This is a genomic window from Lacticaseibacillus boliensis, from assembly GCF_054784775.1.
This window is the reverse complement of record NZ_BAAIHN010000009.1, coordinates 50363-65217: the sequence shown is the minus strand read 5'-3', so window position 1 is coordinate 65217 and position 14855 is coordinate 50363. Positions and strand designations below refer to the sequence as shown.

At 50.7% G+C, this 14855-nt stretch carries 29 protein-coding genes; all 29 read left to right on the top strand.

The annotated features are described in order from the left end of the window. Window positions 1–125 precede the first annotated feature (125 nt). The 29 genes from rpsJ to rplQ all read left to right on the top strand — a co-directional run bounded on the left by rpsJ (window position 126) and on the right by rplQ (window position 13950). Entirely contained in the window at window positions 126–434 is a 309-nt protein-coding gene (gene rpsJ / locus ACYVRB_RS05810; RefSeq protein ID WP_054717647.1) for a 30S ribosomal protein S10, read from the top strand. Between the two features lie 25 nt (window positions 435–459). Further along, a complete protein-coding gene (rplC, locus tag ACYVRB_RS05805) occupies window positions 460–1092 on the top strand; it encodes a 50S ribosomal protein L3 (RefSeq protein ID WP_461214148.1) in 633 nt (210 codons plus the stop codon). Window positions 1093–1115: 23 nt separating this feature from the next. Continuing rightward, window positions 1116–1739 (top strand): 50S ribosomal protein L4, encoded by a 624-nt coding sequence (gene rplD, locus ACYVRB_RS05800; protein ID WP_461214147.1) that lies wholly within the window; start codon window positions 1116–1118, stop codon window positions 1737–1739. After that, entirely contained in the window at window positions 1739–2023 is a 285-nt protein-coding gene (gene rplW, locus ACYVRB_RS05795) for a 50S ribosomal protein L23 (protein WP_461214146.1), read from the top strand. The genes rplD and rplW overlap by 1 nt, the downstream gene beginning before the upstream one ends. Before the next feature lie 32 nt (window positions 2024–2055). Continuing rightward, window positions 2056–2895: a 50S ribosomal protein L2 gene (gene rplB / locus ACYVRB_RS05790; protein ID WP_461214144.1), complete on the top strand. Its 840-nt coding sequence runs from the start codon at window positions 2056–2058 to the stop codon at window positions 2893–2895. A 38-nt stretch (window positions 2896–2933) separates the two neighbouring features. Beyond that, on the top strand, window positions 2934–3215 hold the full coding sequence (gene rpsS, locus ACYVRB_RS05785; protein ID WP_390406514.1) for a 30S ribosomal protein S19: 282 nt from the start codon (window positions 2934–2936) through the stop codon (window positions 3213–3215). A 17-nt stretch (window positions 3216–3232) separates the two neighbouring features. Next, window positions 3233–3586 (top strand): 50S ribosomal protein L22, encoded by a 354-nt coding sequence (gene rplV / locus ACYVRB_RS05780; protein ID WP_390406517.1) that lies wholly within the window; start codon window positions 3233–3235, stop codon window positions 3584–3586. Between the two features lie 13 nt (window positions 3587–3599). Next, entirely contained in the window at window positions 3600–4259 is a 660-nt protein-coding gene (gene rpsC / locus ACYVRB_RS05775; protein ID WP_461214143.1) for a 30S ribosomal protein S3, read from the top strand. 3 nt (window positions 4260–4262) lie between these two features. Next, complete coding sequence (gene rplP / locus ACYVRB_RS05770; protein WP_461214142.1) at window positions 4263–4697, top strand: 50S ribosomal protein L16; 435 nt, start codon at window positions 4263–4265, stop codon at window positions 4695–4697. Further along, a complete protein-coding gene (gene rpmC / locus ACYVRB_RS05765) occupies window positions 4687–4881 on the top strand; it encodes a 50S ribosomal protein L29 (protein WP_461214141.1) in 195 nt (64 codons plus the stop codon). Before rplP ends, rpmC begins: the two co-directional genes overlap by 11 nt. 18 nt (window positions 4882–4899) lie before the next feature. Then, window positions 4900–5163, top strand: a complete 264-nt coding sequence (gene rpsQ / locus ACYVRB_RS05760; RefSeq protein ID WP_461214140.1) for a 30S ribosomal protein S17 — start codon at window positions 4900–4902, stop codon at window positions 5161–5163. Window positions 5164–5195: 32 nt separating this feature from the next. Next, window positions 5196–5564, top strand: coding sequence for a 50S ribosomal protein L14 (rplN, locus tag ACYVRB_RS05755; RefSeq protein WP_461214139.1), 369 nt, complete (start codon window positions 5196–5198; stop codon window positions 5562–5564). Window positions 5565–5578: 14 nt separating this feature from the next. Further along, a complete protein-coding gene (gene rplX, locus ACYVRB_RS05750; RefSeq protein WP_461214137.1) occupies window positions 5579–5890 on the top strand; it encodes a 50S ribosomal protein L24 in 312 nt (103 codons plus the stop codon). A gap of 21 nt (window positions 5891–5911) precedes the next feature. Continuing rightward, entirely contained in the window at window positions 5912–6454 is a 543-nt protein-coding gene (gene rplE, locus ACYVRB_RS05745) for a 50S ribosomal protein L5 (protein ID WP_054717677.1), read from the top strand. A 13-nt stretch (window positions 6455–6467) separates the two neighbouring features. Next, window positions 6468–6653 (top strand): type Z 30S ribosomal protein S14, encoded by a 186-nt coding sequence (locus ACYVRB_RS05740; RefSeq protein WP_054717680.1) that lies wholly within the window; start codon window positions 6468–6470, stop codon window positions 6651–6653. A 29-nt stretch (window positions 6654–6682) separates the two neighbouring features. Beyond that, window positions 6683–7081, top strand: a complete 399-nt coding sequence (gene rpsH / locus ACYVRB_RS05735) for a 30S ribosomal protein S8 (protein WP_461214135.1) — start codon at window positions 6683–6685, stop codon at window positions 7079–7081. Between the two features lie 27 nt (window positions 7082–7108). Continuing rightward, window positions 7109–7639 carry a 50S ribosomal protein L6 gene (gene rplF, locus ACYVRB_RS05730; RefSeq protein ID WP_461214134.1) on the top strand — a complete coding sequence of 177 codons (531 nt, stop codon included), beginning with the start codon at window positions 7109–7111 and terminating at the stop codon, window positions 7637–7639. A 21-nt stretch (window positions 7640–7660) separates the two neighbouring features. After that, entirely contained in the window at window positions 7661–8026 is a 366-nt protein-coding gene (gene rplR, locus ACYVRB_RS05725) for a 50S ribosomal protein L18 (protein ID WP_461214133.1), read from the top strand. Between the two features lie 22 nt (window positions 8027–8048). Continuing rightward, the gene (gene rpsE / locus ACYVRB_RS05720) at window positions 8049–8552 is read left to right on the top strand and encodes a 30S ribosomal protein S5 (protein ID WP_461214132.1); all 504 of its coding nucleotides are present in this window, start codon (window positions 8049–8051) and stop codon (window positions 8550–8552) included. Window positions 8553–8565: 13 nt separating this feature from the next. Beyond that, window positions 8566–8751 (top strand): 50S ribosomal protein L30, encoded by a 186-nt coding sequence (gene rpmD, locus ACYVRB_RS05715; protein ID WP_461214131.1) that lies wholly within the window; start codon window positions 8566–8568, stop codon window positions 8749–8751. Window positions 8752–8779: 28 nt separating this feature from the next. Further along, on the top strand, window positions 8780–9220 hold the full coding sequence (gene rplO, locus ACYVRB_RS05710) for a 50S ribosomal protein L15 (protein WP_461214130.1): 441 nt from the start codon (window positions 8780–8782) through the stop codon (window positions 9218–9220). Then, window positions 9220–10527, top strand: a complete 1308-nt coding sequence (gene secY, locus ACYVRB_RS05705) for a preprotein translocase subunit SecY (protein WP_461214129.1) — start codon at window positions 9220–9222, stop codon at window positions 10525–10527. Before rplO ends, secY begins: the two co-directional genes overlap by 1 nt. 15 nt (window positions 10528–10542) lie before the next feature. Further along, the gene (locus ACYVRB_RS05700) at window positions 10543–11199 is read left to right on the top strand and encodes an adenylate kinase (RefSeq protein WP_461214127.1); all 657 of its coding nucleotides are present in this window, start codon (window positions 10543–10545) and stop codon (window positions 11197–11199) included. A 139-nt stretch (window positions 11200–11338) separates the two neighbouring features. Continuing rightward, window positions 11339–11557, top strand: a complete 219-nt coding sequence (gene infA, locus ACYVRB_RS05695; RefSeq protein WP_054717703.1) for a translation initiation factor IF-1 — start codon at window positions 11339–11341, stop codon at window positions 11555–11557. Between the two features lie 47 nt (window positions 11558–11604). Continuing rightward, complete coding sequence (gene rpmJ, locus ACYVRB_RS05690; RefSeq protein ID WP_003567518.1) at window positions 11605–11721, top strand: 50S ribosomal protein L36; 117 nt, start codon at window positions 11605–11607, stop codon at window positions 11719–11721. 32 nt (window positions 11722–11753) lie between these two features. Further along, window positions 11754–12119 (top strand): 30S ribosomal protein S13, encoded by a 366-nt coding sequence (gene rpsM, locus ACYVRB_RS05685; RefSeq protein WP_461214126.1) that lies wholly within the window; start codon window positions 11754–11756, stop codon window positions 12117–12119. A 25-nt stretch (window positions 12120–12144) separates the two neighbouring features. After that, window positions 12145–12537, top strand: a complete 393-nt coding sequence (gene rpsK, locus ACYVRB_RS05680) for a 30S ribosomal protein S11 (protein WP_461214125.1) — start codon at window positions 12145–12147, stop codon at window positions 12535–12537. A gap of 71 nt (window positions 12538–12608) precedes the next feature. After that, on the top strand, window positions 12609–13547 hold the full coding sequence (locus ACYVRB_RS05675; RefSeq protein WP_461214124.1) for a DNA-directed RNA polymerase subunit alpha: 939 nt from the start codon (window positions 12609–12611) through the stop codon (window positions 13545–13547). Window positions 13548–13569: 22 nt separating this feature from the next. Then, window positions 13570–13950 carry a 50S ribosomal protein L17 gene (gene rplQ, locus ACYVRB_RS05670; RefSeq protein ID WP_461214122.1) on the top strand — a complete coding sequence of 127 codons (381 nt, stop codon included), beginning with the start codon at window positions 13570–13572 and terminating at the stop codon, window positions 13948–13950. Window positions 13951–14855 lie beyond the last annotated feature (905 nt).

Genomic DNA, 14855 nt, shown 5'->3' with positions numbered 1-14855 from the left:
CACTGTGAGCCGAGGTAGCAAGGATGTGAGAGGTTGCGACACGCCCGGCCGCTTTGCCACGGCAGCGCGTCGGGAATTCCCACGGAGCTAGTCTACTAATGATAATGGACGAAGGAGGTCACACAATGGCAAAACAAAAAATTCGTATCCGCCTCAAGGCGTACGAACACCGGATTCTTGATCAATCCGCAGACAAGATCGTTGATACCGCAAAGCGCACTGGCGCACAAATTTCGGGTCCGATCCCTCTGCCTACCGAACGGACACTTTACACGGTGCTGCGTTCCCCACATAAGTACAAGGATTCGCGTGAACAATTCGAAATGCGCACGCATAAGCGTTTGATCGATATTGTAAACCCAACCCCAAAGACAGTTGATGCTTTGATGAAGCTCGACTTGCCAAGCGGCGTTGACATTGAAATCAAGTTATAATTTTTAAAGAATTGGAGGTGTACCCATGGCACGTAAAGGAATCTTAGGTAAGAAAATTGGCATGACGCAAGTCTTCACCGATAATGGCGAACTCGTTCCCGTTACCGTGATCGACGTAACGCCTAACGTTGTCTTGCAAGTCAAGACCGTTGAATCTGACGGTTACGAAGCAGTTCAACTGGGCTACGGCGACAAGCGTGAAGTTCTTAGCAACAAGCCAAGTGTTGGTCACGCCAAGAAGGCGGACACAACCCCTAAGCGCTTCATTAAGGAAATCCGTGATGTAGCGCTTAGTGAATACGAAGTAGGCAAAGAAGTCAAGGCTGACGAATTTGCTGCAGGCGACATCGTGGATGTCACCGGTACTTCCAAAGGTCACGGTTATCAAGGTAACATCAAGAAAGATGGTCAGTCCCGCGGTCCTATGGCCCACGGTTCTCGTTACCATCGTCGTCCTGGTTCTCTTGGCGCCATCATCAACAAGGTGTTCAAGGGCAAGAAATTACCAGGTCGGATGGGTAACCATACCCGCACCATGCAGAACTTGACGGTCGTTTCGACAGACTTAGACCACAACGTCATCTTGATCAAAGGTAACGTCCCTGGTGCTAACAAGTCCTTCGTTACGATTCGTTCCGCTGTTAAGGCAGCGAAGTAATCCGGAAGGGAGGAAATTAACTAATGGCTAACGTTACTTTATATAAGCAAGATGGTTCAGAAAACGGCACCGTTGATTTGAACGACGCAATCTGGGCAATCGAACCCAACGACAACGTCGTCTATGACGCAGTGATCATGCAACGTGCTTCCCTTCGTCAGGGTACTAGCAAGGTTAAGAACCGCCACGAAGTTTCTGGTGGTGGTCGCAAGCCATGGCGTCAAAAGGGTACAGGTCGTGCCCGCCAAGGTTCTATCCGTAGCCCGCAATGGCGTGGCGGTGGTATCGTCTTTGGCCCACACCCGCGTTCTTACAGCTATACCATCAACAAGAAGGTTCGCCGCTTGGCCATCAAGTCCGTGCTTTCTCAGAAGGTATTGGATAACGCTTTGGTAGTTGTTGATAGCTTTGCTTTTGACGCACCGAAGACCAAGGCTTTTGCAGCAAGTCTTGCCGCATTGAATGTCAACGAAAAGGCGCTTGTCGTCCTTGAAGATGGCAATGACAATGCCGCATTGGCAGCCCGCAACTTGCCTAACGTTAAGGTTGTTGCCGCAGACGGGATCAACGTATTGGATGTTGTGAACAACAACAAGCTGATCTTGACCCAATCTGCGCTCCAAAAGATTGAGGAGGCGCTCGCATAATGGAAGCACGCGATATCATTTTACGCCCGATCGTGACCGAACAATCGATGGCTGACATGGACAACAAGAAGTACACCTTCGAAGTTGCCCTGCATACCGAAAAAGGTGCGGTTCGCCGCGCAGTCGAAGAAATCTTCGACGTTAAGGTAGCCAACGTCAACATCGCGAACGTTCGCGGCAAAAAGAAGCGCCAAGGTAACTTCGTGGGTTATACCCGCAAGCGCCGTAAGGCCATCGTTACCTTGACTGCTGATTCTAAAGAAATCAAGCTGTTCGAAGACTAGTTCCAGAAATTCAATTATAGGAGGTTATACAAGTGGCGATTATTAAGTACAAGCCAACGACGAACGGTCGCCGGAACATGTCCGGTTCCGACTTCGCCGAAATCACCAAGAAGCGTCCTGAAAAGACTCTTCTGGAAGATCAAAGTCATACCGCCGGCCGTAATGCACACGGCCATATCACTGTTCGTCATCGTGGCGGCGGTCACAAGCAATTCTACCGTGTGATCGACTTCAAGCGTCAAAAAGACGACATTGTGGCTAAGGTGGTTGCGATCGAATACGATCCAAACCGGACCGCTAACATCGCATTGCTGCACTACGAAGATGGGATCAAAACCTACATCTTGGCACCTAAGGGTCTCAAGGTTGGCGACAAGATCGTTTCTGGCGATGACGTCGACATCAAGGTCGGCAATGCCATGCCTTTGAAGAACATCCCTGATGGGACCACGATCCACAACATCGAACTCAAGCCTGGTAAGGGCGGCCAATTGGCTCGTTCCGCTGGTGCTTCTGCTCAATTGCTGGGTAAAAACGACGATGGCAGATATGTCACTGTTCGTCTGGCTTCCGGTGAAGTGCGTATGATCTTGGCCGTTAACCGGGCCACCATCGGCGCCGTTGGTAACGAACAACACGAACTTATCAGCATTGGTAAGGCTGGTCGCAAACGCTGGTTAGGCTTCCGTCCGACCGTCCGTGGGTCTGTCATGAACCCTAACGATCACCCTCATGGTGGTGGTGAAGGTAAGGCACCTATCGGCCGTCCATCTCCATTATCCCCATGGGGCAAGAAGACTCTCGGCAAGAAGACACGTAACCATAAAGCCAAGTCCGAGAAGTTCATTGTTCGTCACCGTAAGACGAAGTAATCTAATACTGAATCACACCGTATAAAGGAGGTCACATAATGGGTCGCAGTCTTAAAAAAGGACCTTTTGCCGACGCACATCTGATGAAGAAGATCGATGCGCAGGCAGATAGCGAAAAGAAGCAAGTCATCAAGACTTGGTCTCGCCGTTCCACCATTTTCCCTAGTTTCATCGGTTACACCATCGCCGTATACGATGGTCGCAAGCACGTCCCAGTTTTCATTTCTGAAGACATGGTAGGTCACAAGTTGGGCGAATTCGTGCCAACCCGGACTTTCCGTGGACACGCTACCGACGATAAGAAAACCAAGGCTCGCTAGAAAGGAGCGCAATCAATATGGCTGAAACAATTACTTCTGCTAAAGCCACGGCTAAGACCGTGCGGATCGCTGCTCGTAAGGCCCGCCTTGTCGTTGACCTTATCCGCGGCCGCGATGTCGCTGAAGCTTTAGCAATTCTCGAATTCACTCCTCGCGGTGCTTCACCGATCGTCGAGAAAGTCCTGAAGTCTGCTATCGCTAATGCAGAGCACAATTTCGACTTAGATGCACAAAACCTCTTCGTAAGTGAAGCTTACGTCAACGAAGGCCCAACCCTCAAGCGGTTCCGTCCTCGTGCCAAGGGTAGTGCATCGCCTATCAACAAACGGACGAGCCACGTAACAGTGGTTGTATCCGAAAAAGAAGCTTAAGGAGGGATAACGCGTGGGTCAGAAGATTAATCCTAAAGGTTTCCGTGTTGGCGTCATTCGCGATTGGGAATCCAAGTGGTATGCTGAAAAAGATTTTGCCACCTTCCTGCACGAAGACATCAAGGTCCGGGAATTCATTAACAAGAAGCTCGCGGACGCTTCCGTTTCGACTATCGAAATCGAACGCGCCGCTAACCGCGTCAACATCTCCATCCACACCGCCAAGCCAGGCATGGTTATCGGTAAGGGTGGCGCAGAAGTTGAAGCATTACGCAAGCAACTCAATGACTTGACTGGCCGTAAGGTTCACATCAACATCGTTGAGATCAAAAAGCCTGACTTGGATGCACATCTGGTTGGGCAAAGCATCGCCGTTCAGCTCGAACAACGTGTGGCATTCCGTCGCGCGATGAAGCAAGCGATGCAACGCACCATGCGTTCCGGCGCTAAGGGTATCAAGACCCAAGCCGCTGGCCGTTTGAACGGTGCTGATATTGCTCGTCGTGAACATTACACTGAAGGCACCGTGCCATTGCACACCTTGCGTGCCGATATCGACTACGCTTGGGAAGAAGCAACCACCACATACGGCCAGATCGGCATCAAGACCTGGATCAACCGTGGTGAAATCCTTCCTGACAAGCCAAGTCGCAATGTGAAGGGAGGAAAATAATCGATGCTAGTACCTAAGCGTGTCAAGCACCGTCGCGAATTCCGTGGGAAGATGCGCGGTGCCGCTAAGGGCGGTAAGGAAGTAAGCTTCGGCGAATACGGCCTGCAAGCACTCGAATCTTCCTGGATCTCTAACCGTCAAATCGAAGCTGCTCGTGTCGCTATCACCCGTTACATGAAGCGTGGTGGGAAAGTTTGGATCCGCATTTTCCCGCAAAAGTCATACACCTCCAAAGGTGTCGGCGTACGTATGGGTAATGGTAAAGGCGCACCGTCCGGCTGGGTCGCTGTTGTTAAGCGCGAAAAGGTGATGTTCGAAGTTGCAGGCGTGCCTGAAGAGGTTGCTAAAGAAGCCTTACGCCTTGCGTCGAACAAACTGCCAGTGCGCACGAAGATCATCACTCGTGAGGAAGTAGGTGGGCAATCAAATGAAGGCTAAAGAAATTACCGCGTTAACCACTGCTGAGATGCTCGACAAGGAGAAGCAGTACAAAGAAGAACTCTTCAACTTGCGCTTCCAACAAGCAACTGGTCAACTTGAAAACACCGCCCGCTTGAAGCAAGTCCGCAAGAACATTGCGCGCATCAAGACGGTCCTTCGCCAGGCTCAAGACAACAAATAACGGAAAGGAGAACTACTCTTGGAAGAACGCAATTCTCGTAAAGTCTATCAAGGTACCGTGGTATCCGATAAGATGGACAAAACCATCACCGTCGAAGTCTCCACGACTAAGACGCATCCTGTCTACGGCAAGCGTGTTAAGTATTCGAAGCGTTACTACGCACATGATGAGAACAACGAAGCCCACACCGGTGACGTCGTTAAGATCATGGAAACTCGTCCTTTGTCACGCAACAAGCGTTTCCGTTTATTGAACGTTGTCGAAAAGGCTGTTCGTATCTAATAATCGTAAAGTGACGAAAGGAGGACCTACCCGTGATTCAACAAGAAAGTCGTCTTAAAGTGGCGGACAACTCTGGCGCCCGCGAATTACTGGTGATTAAGGTGCTTGGCGGTTCATTCCGCAAGACCGGTAACATCGGGGATATCGTTGTGGCTACTGTAAAACAAGCAACACCAGGTGGCGTTGTCAAGTTGCACGATGTCGTTAAAGCGGTCATCGTTCGCACCAAGTCTGGTGCACGCCGTACTGACGGTTCGTACATCAAGTTTGACGAAAACGCAGCCGTTATCATCAACGCTGACAAGAGCCCGAAGGGGACTCGTATCTTTGGACCAGTCGCACGTGAACTACGTGACGGCGATTTCATGAAGATCGTTTCCTTAGCTCCTGAAGTTCTGTAAGAGGAGGTGCAAGCATGAAAATCAAGACTGGTGACAAAGTTCGCGTCATGCGCGGCAAAGATGCCGGCAAAGAAGGTACCGTAACGAAGGTACTGCTCAAAGCCGACAAGGTGATCGTTGAAGGCATTAACGTCGTCAAGAAACACCAAAAGCCAAACAATGCCAACCCACAAGGCGGCATCGTCGACGTTGAAGCAGCAATTCACGTTTCTAACGTGATGTTGCTCGACCCAGAATCTAACAAACCTAGCCGTACCGGCGTAGAAATCAAGGACGGCAAGAAAGTGCGCATCGCCAAGAAGTCTGGCACCGCACTGGAAAACTAACGAAAGGAGGACTAATCTGCAATGACGAACCGTTTACAAGAACGCTACACCAAGGAAATCGCCCCTAGCTTGATCGAAAAGTTCAGCTACAAGTCTTCCATGCAAGCACCTAAGATCGAAAAGATCGTGCTGAACATGGGTGTCGGCGATGCCACACAAAACGCTAAGAACCTTGACGAAGCTGTTGAAGAATTGAAGCTGATCTCTGGCCAACAACCGCTCATCACCAAGGCGAAGAAGTCCATCGCGAACTTCCGTCTGCGTGAAGGCATGCCGATCGGTGCCAAGGTTACCCTGCGTGGCGAACGCATGTATGACTTTTTGGACAAGCTGATCAACGTTTCCCTGCCTCGTGTCCGTGACTTCCACGGTATCTCCGCAAAGTCCTTCGACGGCCGCGGTAACTATACCTTGGGCGTTAAGGAACAACTGATCTTCCCCGAAGTGGATTACGATAAGGTTAACCACGTTCGCGGGTTAGACGTTGTTATCGTTACAACTGCCAACACTGATGAAGAAGCTCTCGAATTGCTGACGCAAGTCGGGATGCCATTCGCTAAATAAGGGAGGGACACACTTGGCTAAGAAGTCAATGATCGTGAAGAACAACCGGCCTGCAAAGTTCGCAGTGCAAGAATATACACGCTGCCAACGTTGTGGCCGTCCACATTCCGTTTATCGTAAATTCAAGCTCTGCCGGATTTGCCTTCGTGAATTAGCCCATGCCGGCCAAATTCCTGGTATGCGCAAGGCTAGCTGGTAAACACTACCAATCCAAAGGAGGTTAAATCAATGGTCCTGACCGATCCAATCGCAGATTACTTGACCCGGATCCGTAACGCCAACATGGTGCGTCACGAATCCCTGGTCGTTCCTGCATCTAAGATGAAGAAAGATATCTCTGAGATCCTCAAGCAAGAAGGCTTCATTCGTGACTACGAAGTCATTGAAGACGACAAGCAAGGCATCATCCGGATCTTCCTCAAGTATGGGAAGAACAACGAACGCGTTATTTCCGGTTTGAAGCGGATCTCCAAGCCCGGCCTGCGCTCATACGTGAAGTCCAGTGACGTACCAAAGGTCTTAAACGGCCTCGGTATCGCCATCATCTCCACGTCTGAAGGTGTTATCACCGATAAGCAAGCTCGTGCCAAGAACGTCGGTGGCGAAGTACTCGCCTACGTTTGGTAATTTTTTAAGAAAAGGAGGGTACACACCTTGAGTCGTATTGGTAATAAATCAATCACCGTTCCTGCTGGCGTTGAAGTCAAGCAAGACGGCGACAATATCACCGTCAAAGGACCTAAGGGCGAGTTAACTCGTTCCTTCGTCCCAGAAATCAAGATGAATCAAGAAGGCGCTGAAATTACATTCACCCGCCCTGATGATTCTTACAAGGCTTTGCATGGTACCATGCGTGCCAACTTGAACAACATGATCTTGGGCGTTTCCGAAGGATTCACCAAGAAGTTGAAGTTGGTCGGTGTTGGTTACCGTGCCCAAAAGCAAGGCAAGAAGCTGGTGCTTAACGTCGGCTACTCCCATCCAGTTGAGATGGAAGCACCTAAAGGCGTTGAATTCGATGTGCCAAGCAACACCGAAATCAACATCAGCGGGATCTCCAAGCAAGTTGTTGGTCAATTTGCTGCCGTTATCCGTGCCGTTCGTGCCCCAGAACCTTACAAAGGTAAGGGTATCCGTTACGTCGATGAAGTTGTTCGTCGTAAGGAAGGTAAGACTGGTAAGTAGTTTCTAAGTCAACTTTAAGAGGTGAATATTGTGATTTCCAAGCCAGATAAAAACAAAACTCGGCAACGGCGTCACGCGCGTGTCCGGGGTAAGATTTCTGGTACGAGCGAGCGCCCACGCTTGAACATTTTCCGTTCTAACACAAACATCTACGCGCAATTAATTGATGACGTAGCGGGTGTGACGCTAGCAAGTGCCTCCTCTCTTGATAAGGACGTTGCCGCTGGCACCAAGACCGAACAAGCAGCTGCTGTCGGTGCTTTGGTTGCCAAGCGCGCCGTTGCTGCCGGTCACAAGGTTGTGGTCTTTGACCGTGGTGGTTATCTCTATCATGGTCGCGTGCAGGCTTTAGCTGAAGCTGCACGTGAAAACGGCCTCGAATTCTAATACAAAGGAGGATAACCAACACATGGCATCATACATTGATCCAACCCAATTGGACTTAGAAGATCGCGTTGTTGCGATCAACCGGGTCACCAAGGTTGTTAAGGGTGGTCGTCGCCTGCGTTTTGCAGCGATCGCTATCGTCGGTGATAAGAACGGCCACGTCGGCTTCGGTACCGGTAAGGCTCAGGAAGTTCCTGAAGCTATCCGTAAAGCTGTCGACAACGCCAAGAAGAACTTGATCGCTGTGCCAATTGTCGGCACGACGATTCCGCACGAAGTGATCGGTCACTTCGGCGCCGGCAAGGTGCTCCTCAAGCCTGCCGTTGAAGGTTCTGGGGTTGCTGCTGGTGGCGCTGTCCGTGCCGTTATGGAACTTGCTGGCGTCAGCGACGTCACTTCCAAGTCCCTCGGCCGTAACACGCCAATCAACATGATCCGTGCGACTGTTGAAGGTCTCAAGCAATTGAAGACTGTCGAAATGGTTGCTGACTTGCGCGGTGTTTCTGCTGCGCACTTAGAAGACTAGGAGGTAGTCAGTCATGGCTCAATTGAAAATTACTTTGACCCGTAGTGCTGCGCACCGCCTGCCTAAGCAACGCAAGATCGTCAAGGAACTCGGCTTAGGCCGGATCTCCAGCTCTGTTATCAAACCTGATAACGCTGCGACCCGCGGTGCGATCTTCCAGATCTCGTATCTGGTATCCGTAGAAGAAATCAAAGACTAAAATTTTTCGATAAGGAGGTGCCTACGCAATGAAGTTGCATGAATTACAATCCCCTGCAGGTTCTCGTCAACACGGCAAGCGTCTTGGTCGTGGCACTTCCAGCGGTCAGGGTAAGACTGCTGGTAAGGGTCAAAAAGGTCAATTAGCGCGTCAAGGCGGCAAAACTCGTCTGGGTTTTGAAGGTGGCCAAATGCCATTATTCCGTCGTATGCCTAAGCGCGGTTTCAAGAACATCAACCGCAAAGTATACGCCGTCGTCAATGTTTCCGATCTCAACCGTTTTGAAGACGGTCAAGAGATCAACAACACCGTACTGGTTAAAGCCGGTCTGGTAAAGAACGAAAAGGACGGCATCAAGCTGTTGGCTAACGGCAAGCTCGAGAAGAAGTTGACGGTTAAAGTCGACAAGTTCTCCGCAGCTGCCCAAGCAGCGATCGAAGCAGCAGGCGGTTCTATTGAGGTGATCTAATGCTGAACACCCTCAAAAACGCGCTCAAGGTCAAAGAAATCCGTAATAAGATCCTTTTTACCTTAGGCGTTTTGCTGGTTTTTCGGTTAGGTTCGCAGATCTCGGTTCCTGGCGTCGATGCCAAGTCATTGACGAGCATCAGCGCGACCGGCTTGATTCCACTGCTGGACACAGTTAGTGGTGGCGGGCTGGAGAACTACTCGATTTTCTCGATGGGGGTTTCACCATACATCACGGCTCAAATCGTTATCCAATTGCTCCAAATGGATATCGTGCCAAAGTTTGTTGAATGGAGCAAACAAGGGGAAGTCGGGCGGCGCAAGCTGAACCAAGTGACACGTTACTTGACCATCTTCCTCGGGTTTTTCCAGGCGATCGGGATCACTGCTGGGTTCCAGCAGCTCTCGAGCCTGGGACTCGTGAAGAATCCGTCGCTTCAAACGTACGTTGAAATTGGGATCATCCTGACCGGTGGCACGATGCTGCTGACCTGGATGGGTGAGCAGATCACCGATAAGGGGATTGGGAATGGCGTGTCCATGATCATCTTCGCCGGGATCATTGCTCGGCTCCCTAGTGGTATCAAGGGCTTGTGGCAAGACAACATCACCAACAACGACAACAAGTTGATGGGGGCAGTCTTCTTGATTGCCTTGGTCGTCATCGTGTTGCTTGTCGTGACGTTTGTCACCTGGGTCCAACAAGCGAACCGCAAGATTCCAATTCAATATACACGGCGTGTGACCGCGGCAGGAAGCAACAGCTACTTGCCACTCAAGGTCAACGTTGCTGGGGTTATCCCAGTGATCTTTGCCAGTTCCTTCATTGTGACGCCACAGACCATCTTGATGGCCTTCCAGGCAAACCACGGTGAAGATACCTGGTATCAGGTGATGACCAACATCTTCAGCATGCAAAAGCCTGCTGGGATCGCGGTTTACACCGTCTTGATCGTCTTGTTCACGTTCTTTTACGCCTTCGTTCAGGTCAATCCTGAAAAGGTCGCCGAGAACTTGACCAAGCAAGGGAGCTACATTCCTGGTGTTTGGCCAGGTAAAGAGACTGAGAAATACTTGTCCGGCCTCTTGATGCGGCTGTCCACAGTCGGGGCTTTGTTCTTAGGGGTCATCGCATTGCTGCCACAATTGGCATCGATGCTTTGGAACCTACCACAATCCATCGGCTTGGGTGGCACGAGCCTCTTGATCGTCGTCATGACGGCCATCGAGTTGGTTCGTCAGCTGAACGGCTTGTTGATGAAGCGCGAATATGTCGGCTTCATTCAAGGCGATCTGATCAAAGAGTAAAGAGGAGGATGCAACGTGAATCTCATCTTAATGGGCTTACCGGGAGCCGGTAAGGGGACGCAAGCGGAGCGCATCGTTGATGCTTATCCGATCGTCCATATCTCTACCGGTGACATGTTCCGCGCGGCGATGGCCGCCGGCACACCACTTGGTTTGAAGGCGAAGTCATTCATGGATGCGGGGCAACTCGTTCCAGATGATGTCACCAATGGGATCGTCAAGGAGCGGTTAGGCGAATCCGATACGGATGCCGGCTACATGCTTGACGGTTTTCCTCGGACCATCGCTCAAGCCGAAGCATTGGAAAGTATCACCGCAGAGGTCGCTAAGCCGGTCGACGCTGTGATCAACATCGATGTGGCGCCTGAGAAACTGGTTGAACGCTTGTCTGGTCGTTATATCTGCAAGAACTGCGGGGCAACGTACCACAAGCTGTACAACCCGACTAAGGTGGAAGGCACCTGTGATCGCTGCGGCGGTCATGAGTTCTTCCAGCGCGACGACGACAAGCCGGCAACGGTTAAGAATCGTCTCAAGGTCAACATCGAAATGAACACGCCATTGCTGGACTTCTACAAGAACAAAAACCTCTTGTACACGGTCAATGGTGACCAAGACATCGACTTGGTTTTCGCCGAAATCAAAAAGATCCTGGCCGCAGTTGCAAAGTAGATGAATTCGTCTTTTGCACGCCCTCAGGCTTTCAATAGTCAAGAAACTATGGTACAATATCGCGGTATGTGCGGTGAGTGCCAATGGCCTCGCCGCTTTGGCGCGCGTTTAGATCCAGAATTTTAGGAGGAATTATTTAGTGGCAAAAGACGATGTAATTGAAATTCAAGGCACCGTGGTGGATACATTACCCAACGCGATGTTTAAAGTCGAACTTGAAAACGGGGCGACCATCCTTGCGCATGTCTCAGGCAAGATTCGGATGCACTACATCCGTATTCTCCCTGGCGACCGCGTGACGGTTGAGTTATCGCCATATGATCTGACCAAAGGCCGGATCACTTATCGTTTCAAGTAATTGCCAGCAGTGAGTTCACTCACTATCCAATGAGGAGGCTATCCAACATGAAAGTACGTCCATCTGTTAAAAAGATGTGCGAGCACTGCAAAGTCGTACGCCGTAAGGGCCGTGTGATGATCATTTGCTCTGCTAACCCGAAGCACAAGCAACGCCAAGGTTAATCAATAAACTATAATTAGGAGGTGTCCATCGTATGGTTCGTATCGCAGGTGTTGACTTACCCCGTGGTAAGCAAATCGTAATTGCCCTGACCTATATTTTTGGTATCGGCAAAACCACCGCTCAAAAAGTCCTGGCTGAAGCCGGCGTTCCTGAAAACGTTCGCCAAGAAGACCTCACCCCAGAACAAGAAGACAAGATCCGTGCAGCCGTTGATAAAGTTAAAGTTGAAGGCGACCTTCGTCGTGAAGTTAACTTAAACATCAAGCGTCTGATGGAAATTGGTTCATATCGCGGCATGCGTCATCGTCGTGGTTTACCTGTTCGTGGTCAAAACACCAAGAACAATGCTCGCACGCGCAAAGGTAAGAAGACTACCATTGCCGGCAAGAAGAAATAATTAGATAAAGGAGGAATAAATCCCGATGGCAGCAACACGTAAAACAACTCGTAAGCGTCGAGTTCGTAAGAACGTTGAAGCCGGTGTGGCGCACATCCACTCCACTTTCAACAACACGCTGGTCATGATCACCGATCCTCGCGGTAACGCGATCGCCTGGTCGTCTGCTGGTGCTCTTGGTTTCAAGGGCTCCCGTAAGTCCACACCTTTCGCTGCACAAATGGCCGCTGAAGCCGCAGCGAAGGAATCCATGGAACATGGTATGAAGTCCGTTGAAGTTTCTGTTAAGGGCCCTGGTTCCGGTCGTGAAGCCGCAATTCGTTCCCTTCAGGCAACTGGCCTTGAAGTGACTGCAATTCGCGACGTCACCCCAGTGCCGCATAACGGCTCTCGTCCTCCAAAGCGTCGTCGTGTGTAATTCTTACCCCGAGGCCATTTGGCTGGGTATGCAAAACTTCACTTCTCGTTTTGAAAGGGGTACAGACTTAGATGATCGAATTTGAAAAGCCAAACATCACCAAAGTTGACGAAAGCACCAACTACGGTAAGTTTGTCGTGGAACCGCTCGAGCGCGGCTACGGCACCACACTGGGCAATTCGTTGCGGCGGATTCTCTTGTCCTCCTTACCAGGTGCTGCGGTCAGCAACATCCAGATCGACGGGGTACTCCACGAGTTCTCCACGATTGACGGTGTGCTCGAAGACGTTACGCAGATCATCCTGAACATCAAAAAGCTTGCTTTGAAGATGAACACGGAAGAAGACAAGACCGTCGAGATCGACGTAACGGGCCCTGCAACCGTAACGGCTGCGGACATCGTTTCTGATAGTGATGTCGAGGTGCTCAATCCTGAGCAGTACATTTGTACAGTTGCAGAGGGTGGTCGCTTCCACGTCCGGATGACGGTTAAGACTGGTCGAGGGTATGTGGCAGCTGATCAAAATAAAGTTGATGACATGCCGATTGGGGTATTGCCAATCGACTCGATTTTCACCCCAATCAGTCGGGTCAACTATCAAGTTGAAAGTACCCGTGTTGGTCGGCGCAACGACTTCGACAAGCTGACGCTGGATGTTTGGACCAATGGTTCGATCAACCCACGCGAAGCCATCAGCTTGGCCGCGAAGATCCTCACCGAGCACCTGGATATTTTCGTTAACTTGACCGATGAAGCCAAGAACGCTGAAATCATGGTTGAAAAAGAAGAGACACACAAGGAAAAGATGCTCGAGATGACCATCGAAGAGCTCGACTTGTCTGTTCGTTCTTACAACTGTTTGAAGCGCGCTGGGATCAACACCGTGCAAGAGTTGACCAATAAAACAGAAGCCGATATGATGAAGGTCCGCAACTTAGGCCGCAAGTCACTTGAGGAAGTTAAGAATAAGCTTAGCGACCTTGGCTTGGGCCTGCGCACCGAAGACTAATTGCAAAGGAGGCAAAACATTCATGAGTTACCGTAAATTAGGACGGACTAGCTCCCAACGTAAAGCTTTGCTTCGCGATCTGACCACGGATCTTCTGATCCACGAACGGATCACGACCACCGAAGCACGCGCTAAGGAAGTTCGTTCCACTGCTGAAAAGATGATCACGTTAGGCAAGCGCGGCGATTTGCACGCACGCCGTCAAGCCGCAGCATTTTTGCGCAACGAGATCGCTGATGTTAAAGAAGATGGCGACACCGTCGTTGTTCAGTCTGCATTGCAGAAACTGTTCTCCGACGTTGCACCTCGCTATGCAGAACGCCAAGGTGGTTACACCCGCATTCTGAAGACCGCACCGCGTCGTGGCGATGCAGCCCAAATGGTTATCTTGGAACTGGTTTAATCAACCCAGAGCGAAGTGAGGCGCACTTAGGGATGGCTGTAAGACGGGATGACGTTTGGACGTATTTCAGTCCAAGCGGCGTCACGACTTACAGGCAATCCCGTTGCCTCACGTAGCTCGACGATTACCGTCAAGATATCCTTAACATTCAGATGATCCGCCGGCAACGGTGATCACCTTTTCAAAACCGTTGCGACCCTCGTGGCCGCAGCACTTTGGTCATTTGATCGATGGAGCGTTACGATGATGGCTACCCCATGTGTGGTAGCTTAGTCTAGCTTGTGAGCACCGGGTAACCGGTGTCTCCATCATTAAATGATTTTTTTATACATATTTTTACACCGGTCGGGCAGATGCCCGGCTTTTTTAGTATGGTTTTGGCGGGTGTGGGCGAAAGCGACTCCAGCAGGTTCAATCTGTCGTGGAGAGGGTGCTCGGCGGAGCTAACTCAGCTTCGCTGAGTGGATCTCCACCTGTGCCTTGCTGTAAGCGACAAGTCGCTAACAGCAATCTCACCACGTCAGATTGACCTACTTCCGCCGCTTTCGCCCACACCCTTGGATTCTCGCGTAATAGGTGAGTTTTCGGTAGTCACCGTGTTGGATTTATTGCAAATAATGCATTCGTAGCTAGAAGGATGTAATCGCTGAATCAGTTCTTGGTATCTTGGAAATCGTCACAACTGTTGATGTTGGACGCAAATGTAAGGACGGGGTGTGCGGAAGCCAGATATGGCTCAGGTGCGGAATTGTTGTTAGCGGCTTGCCGCTTACAACAAAGGCGTTGAGGGAGATCCACTCGTAGCGTAGCGGAGAGTTAGCTCTCGAGCGCCTCGCCCCGTTCCAGCCGTATCAGGCTTCCGTGCACCCCGTCCGGACCATAACACCATCCTGAACACAAACCAA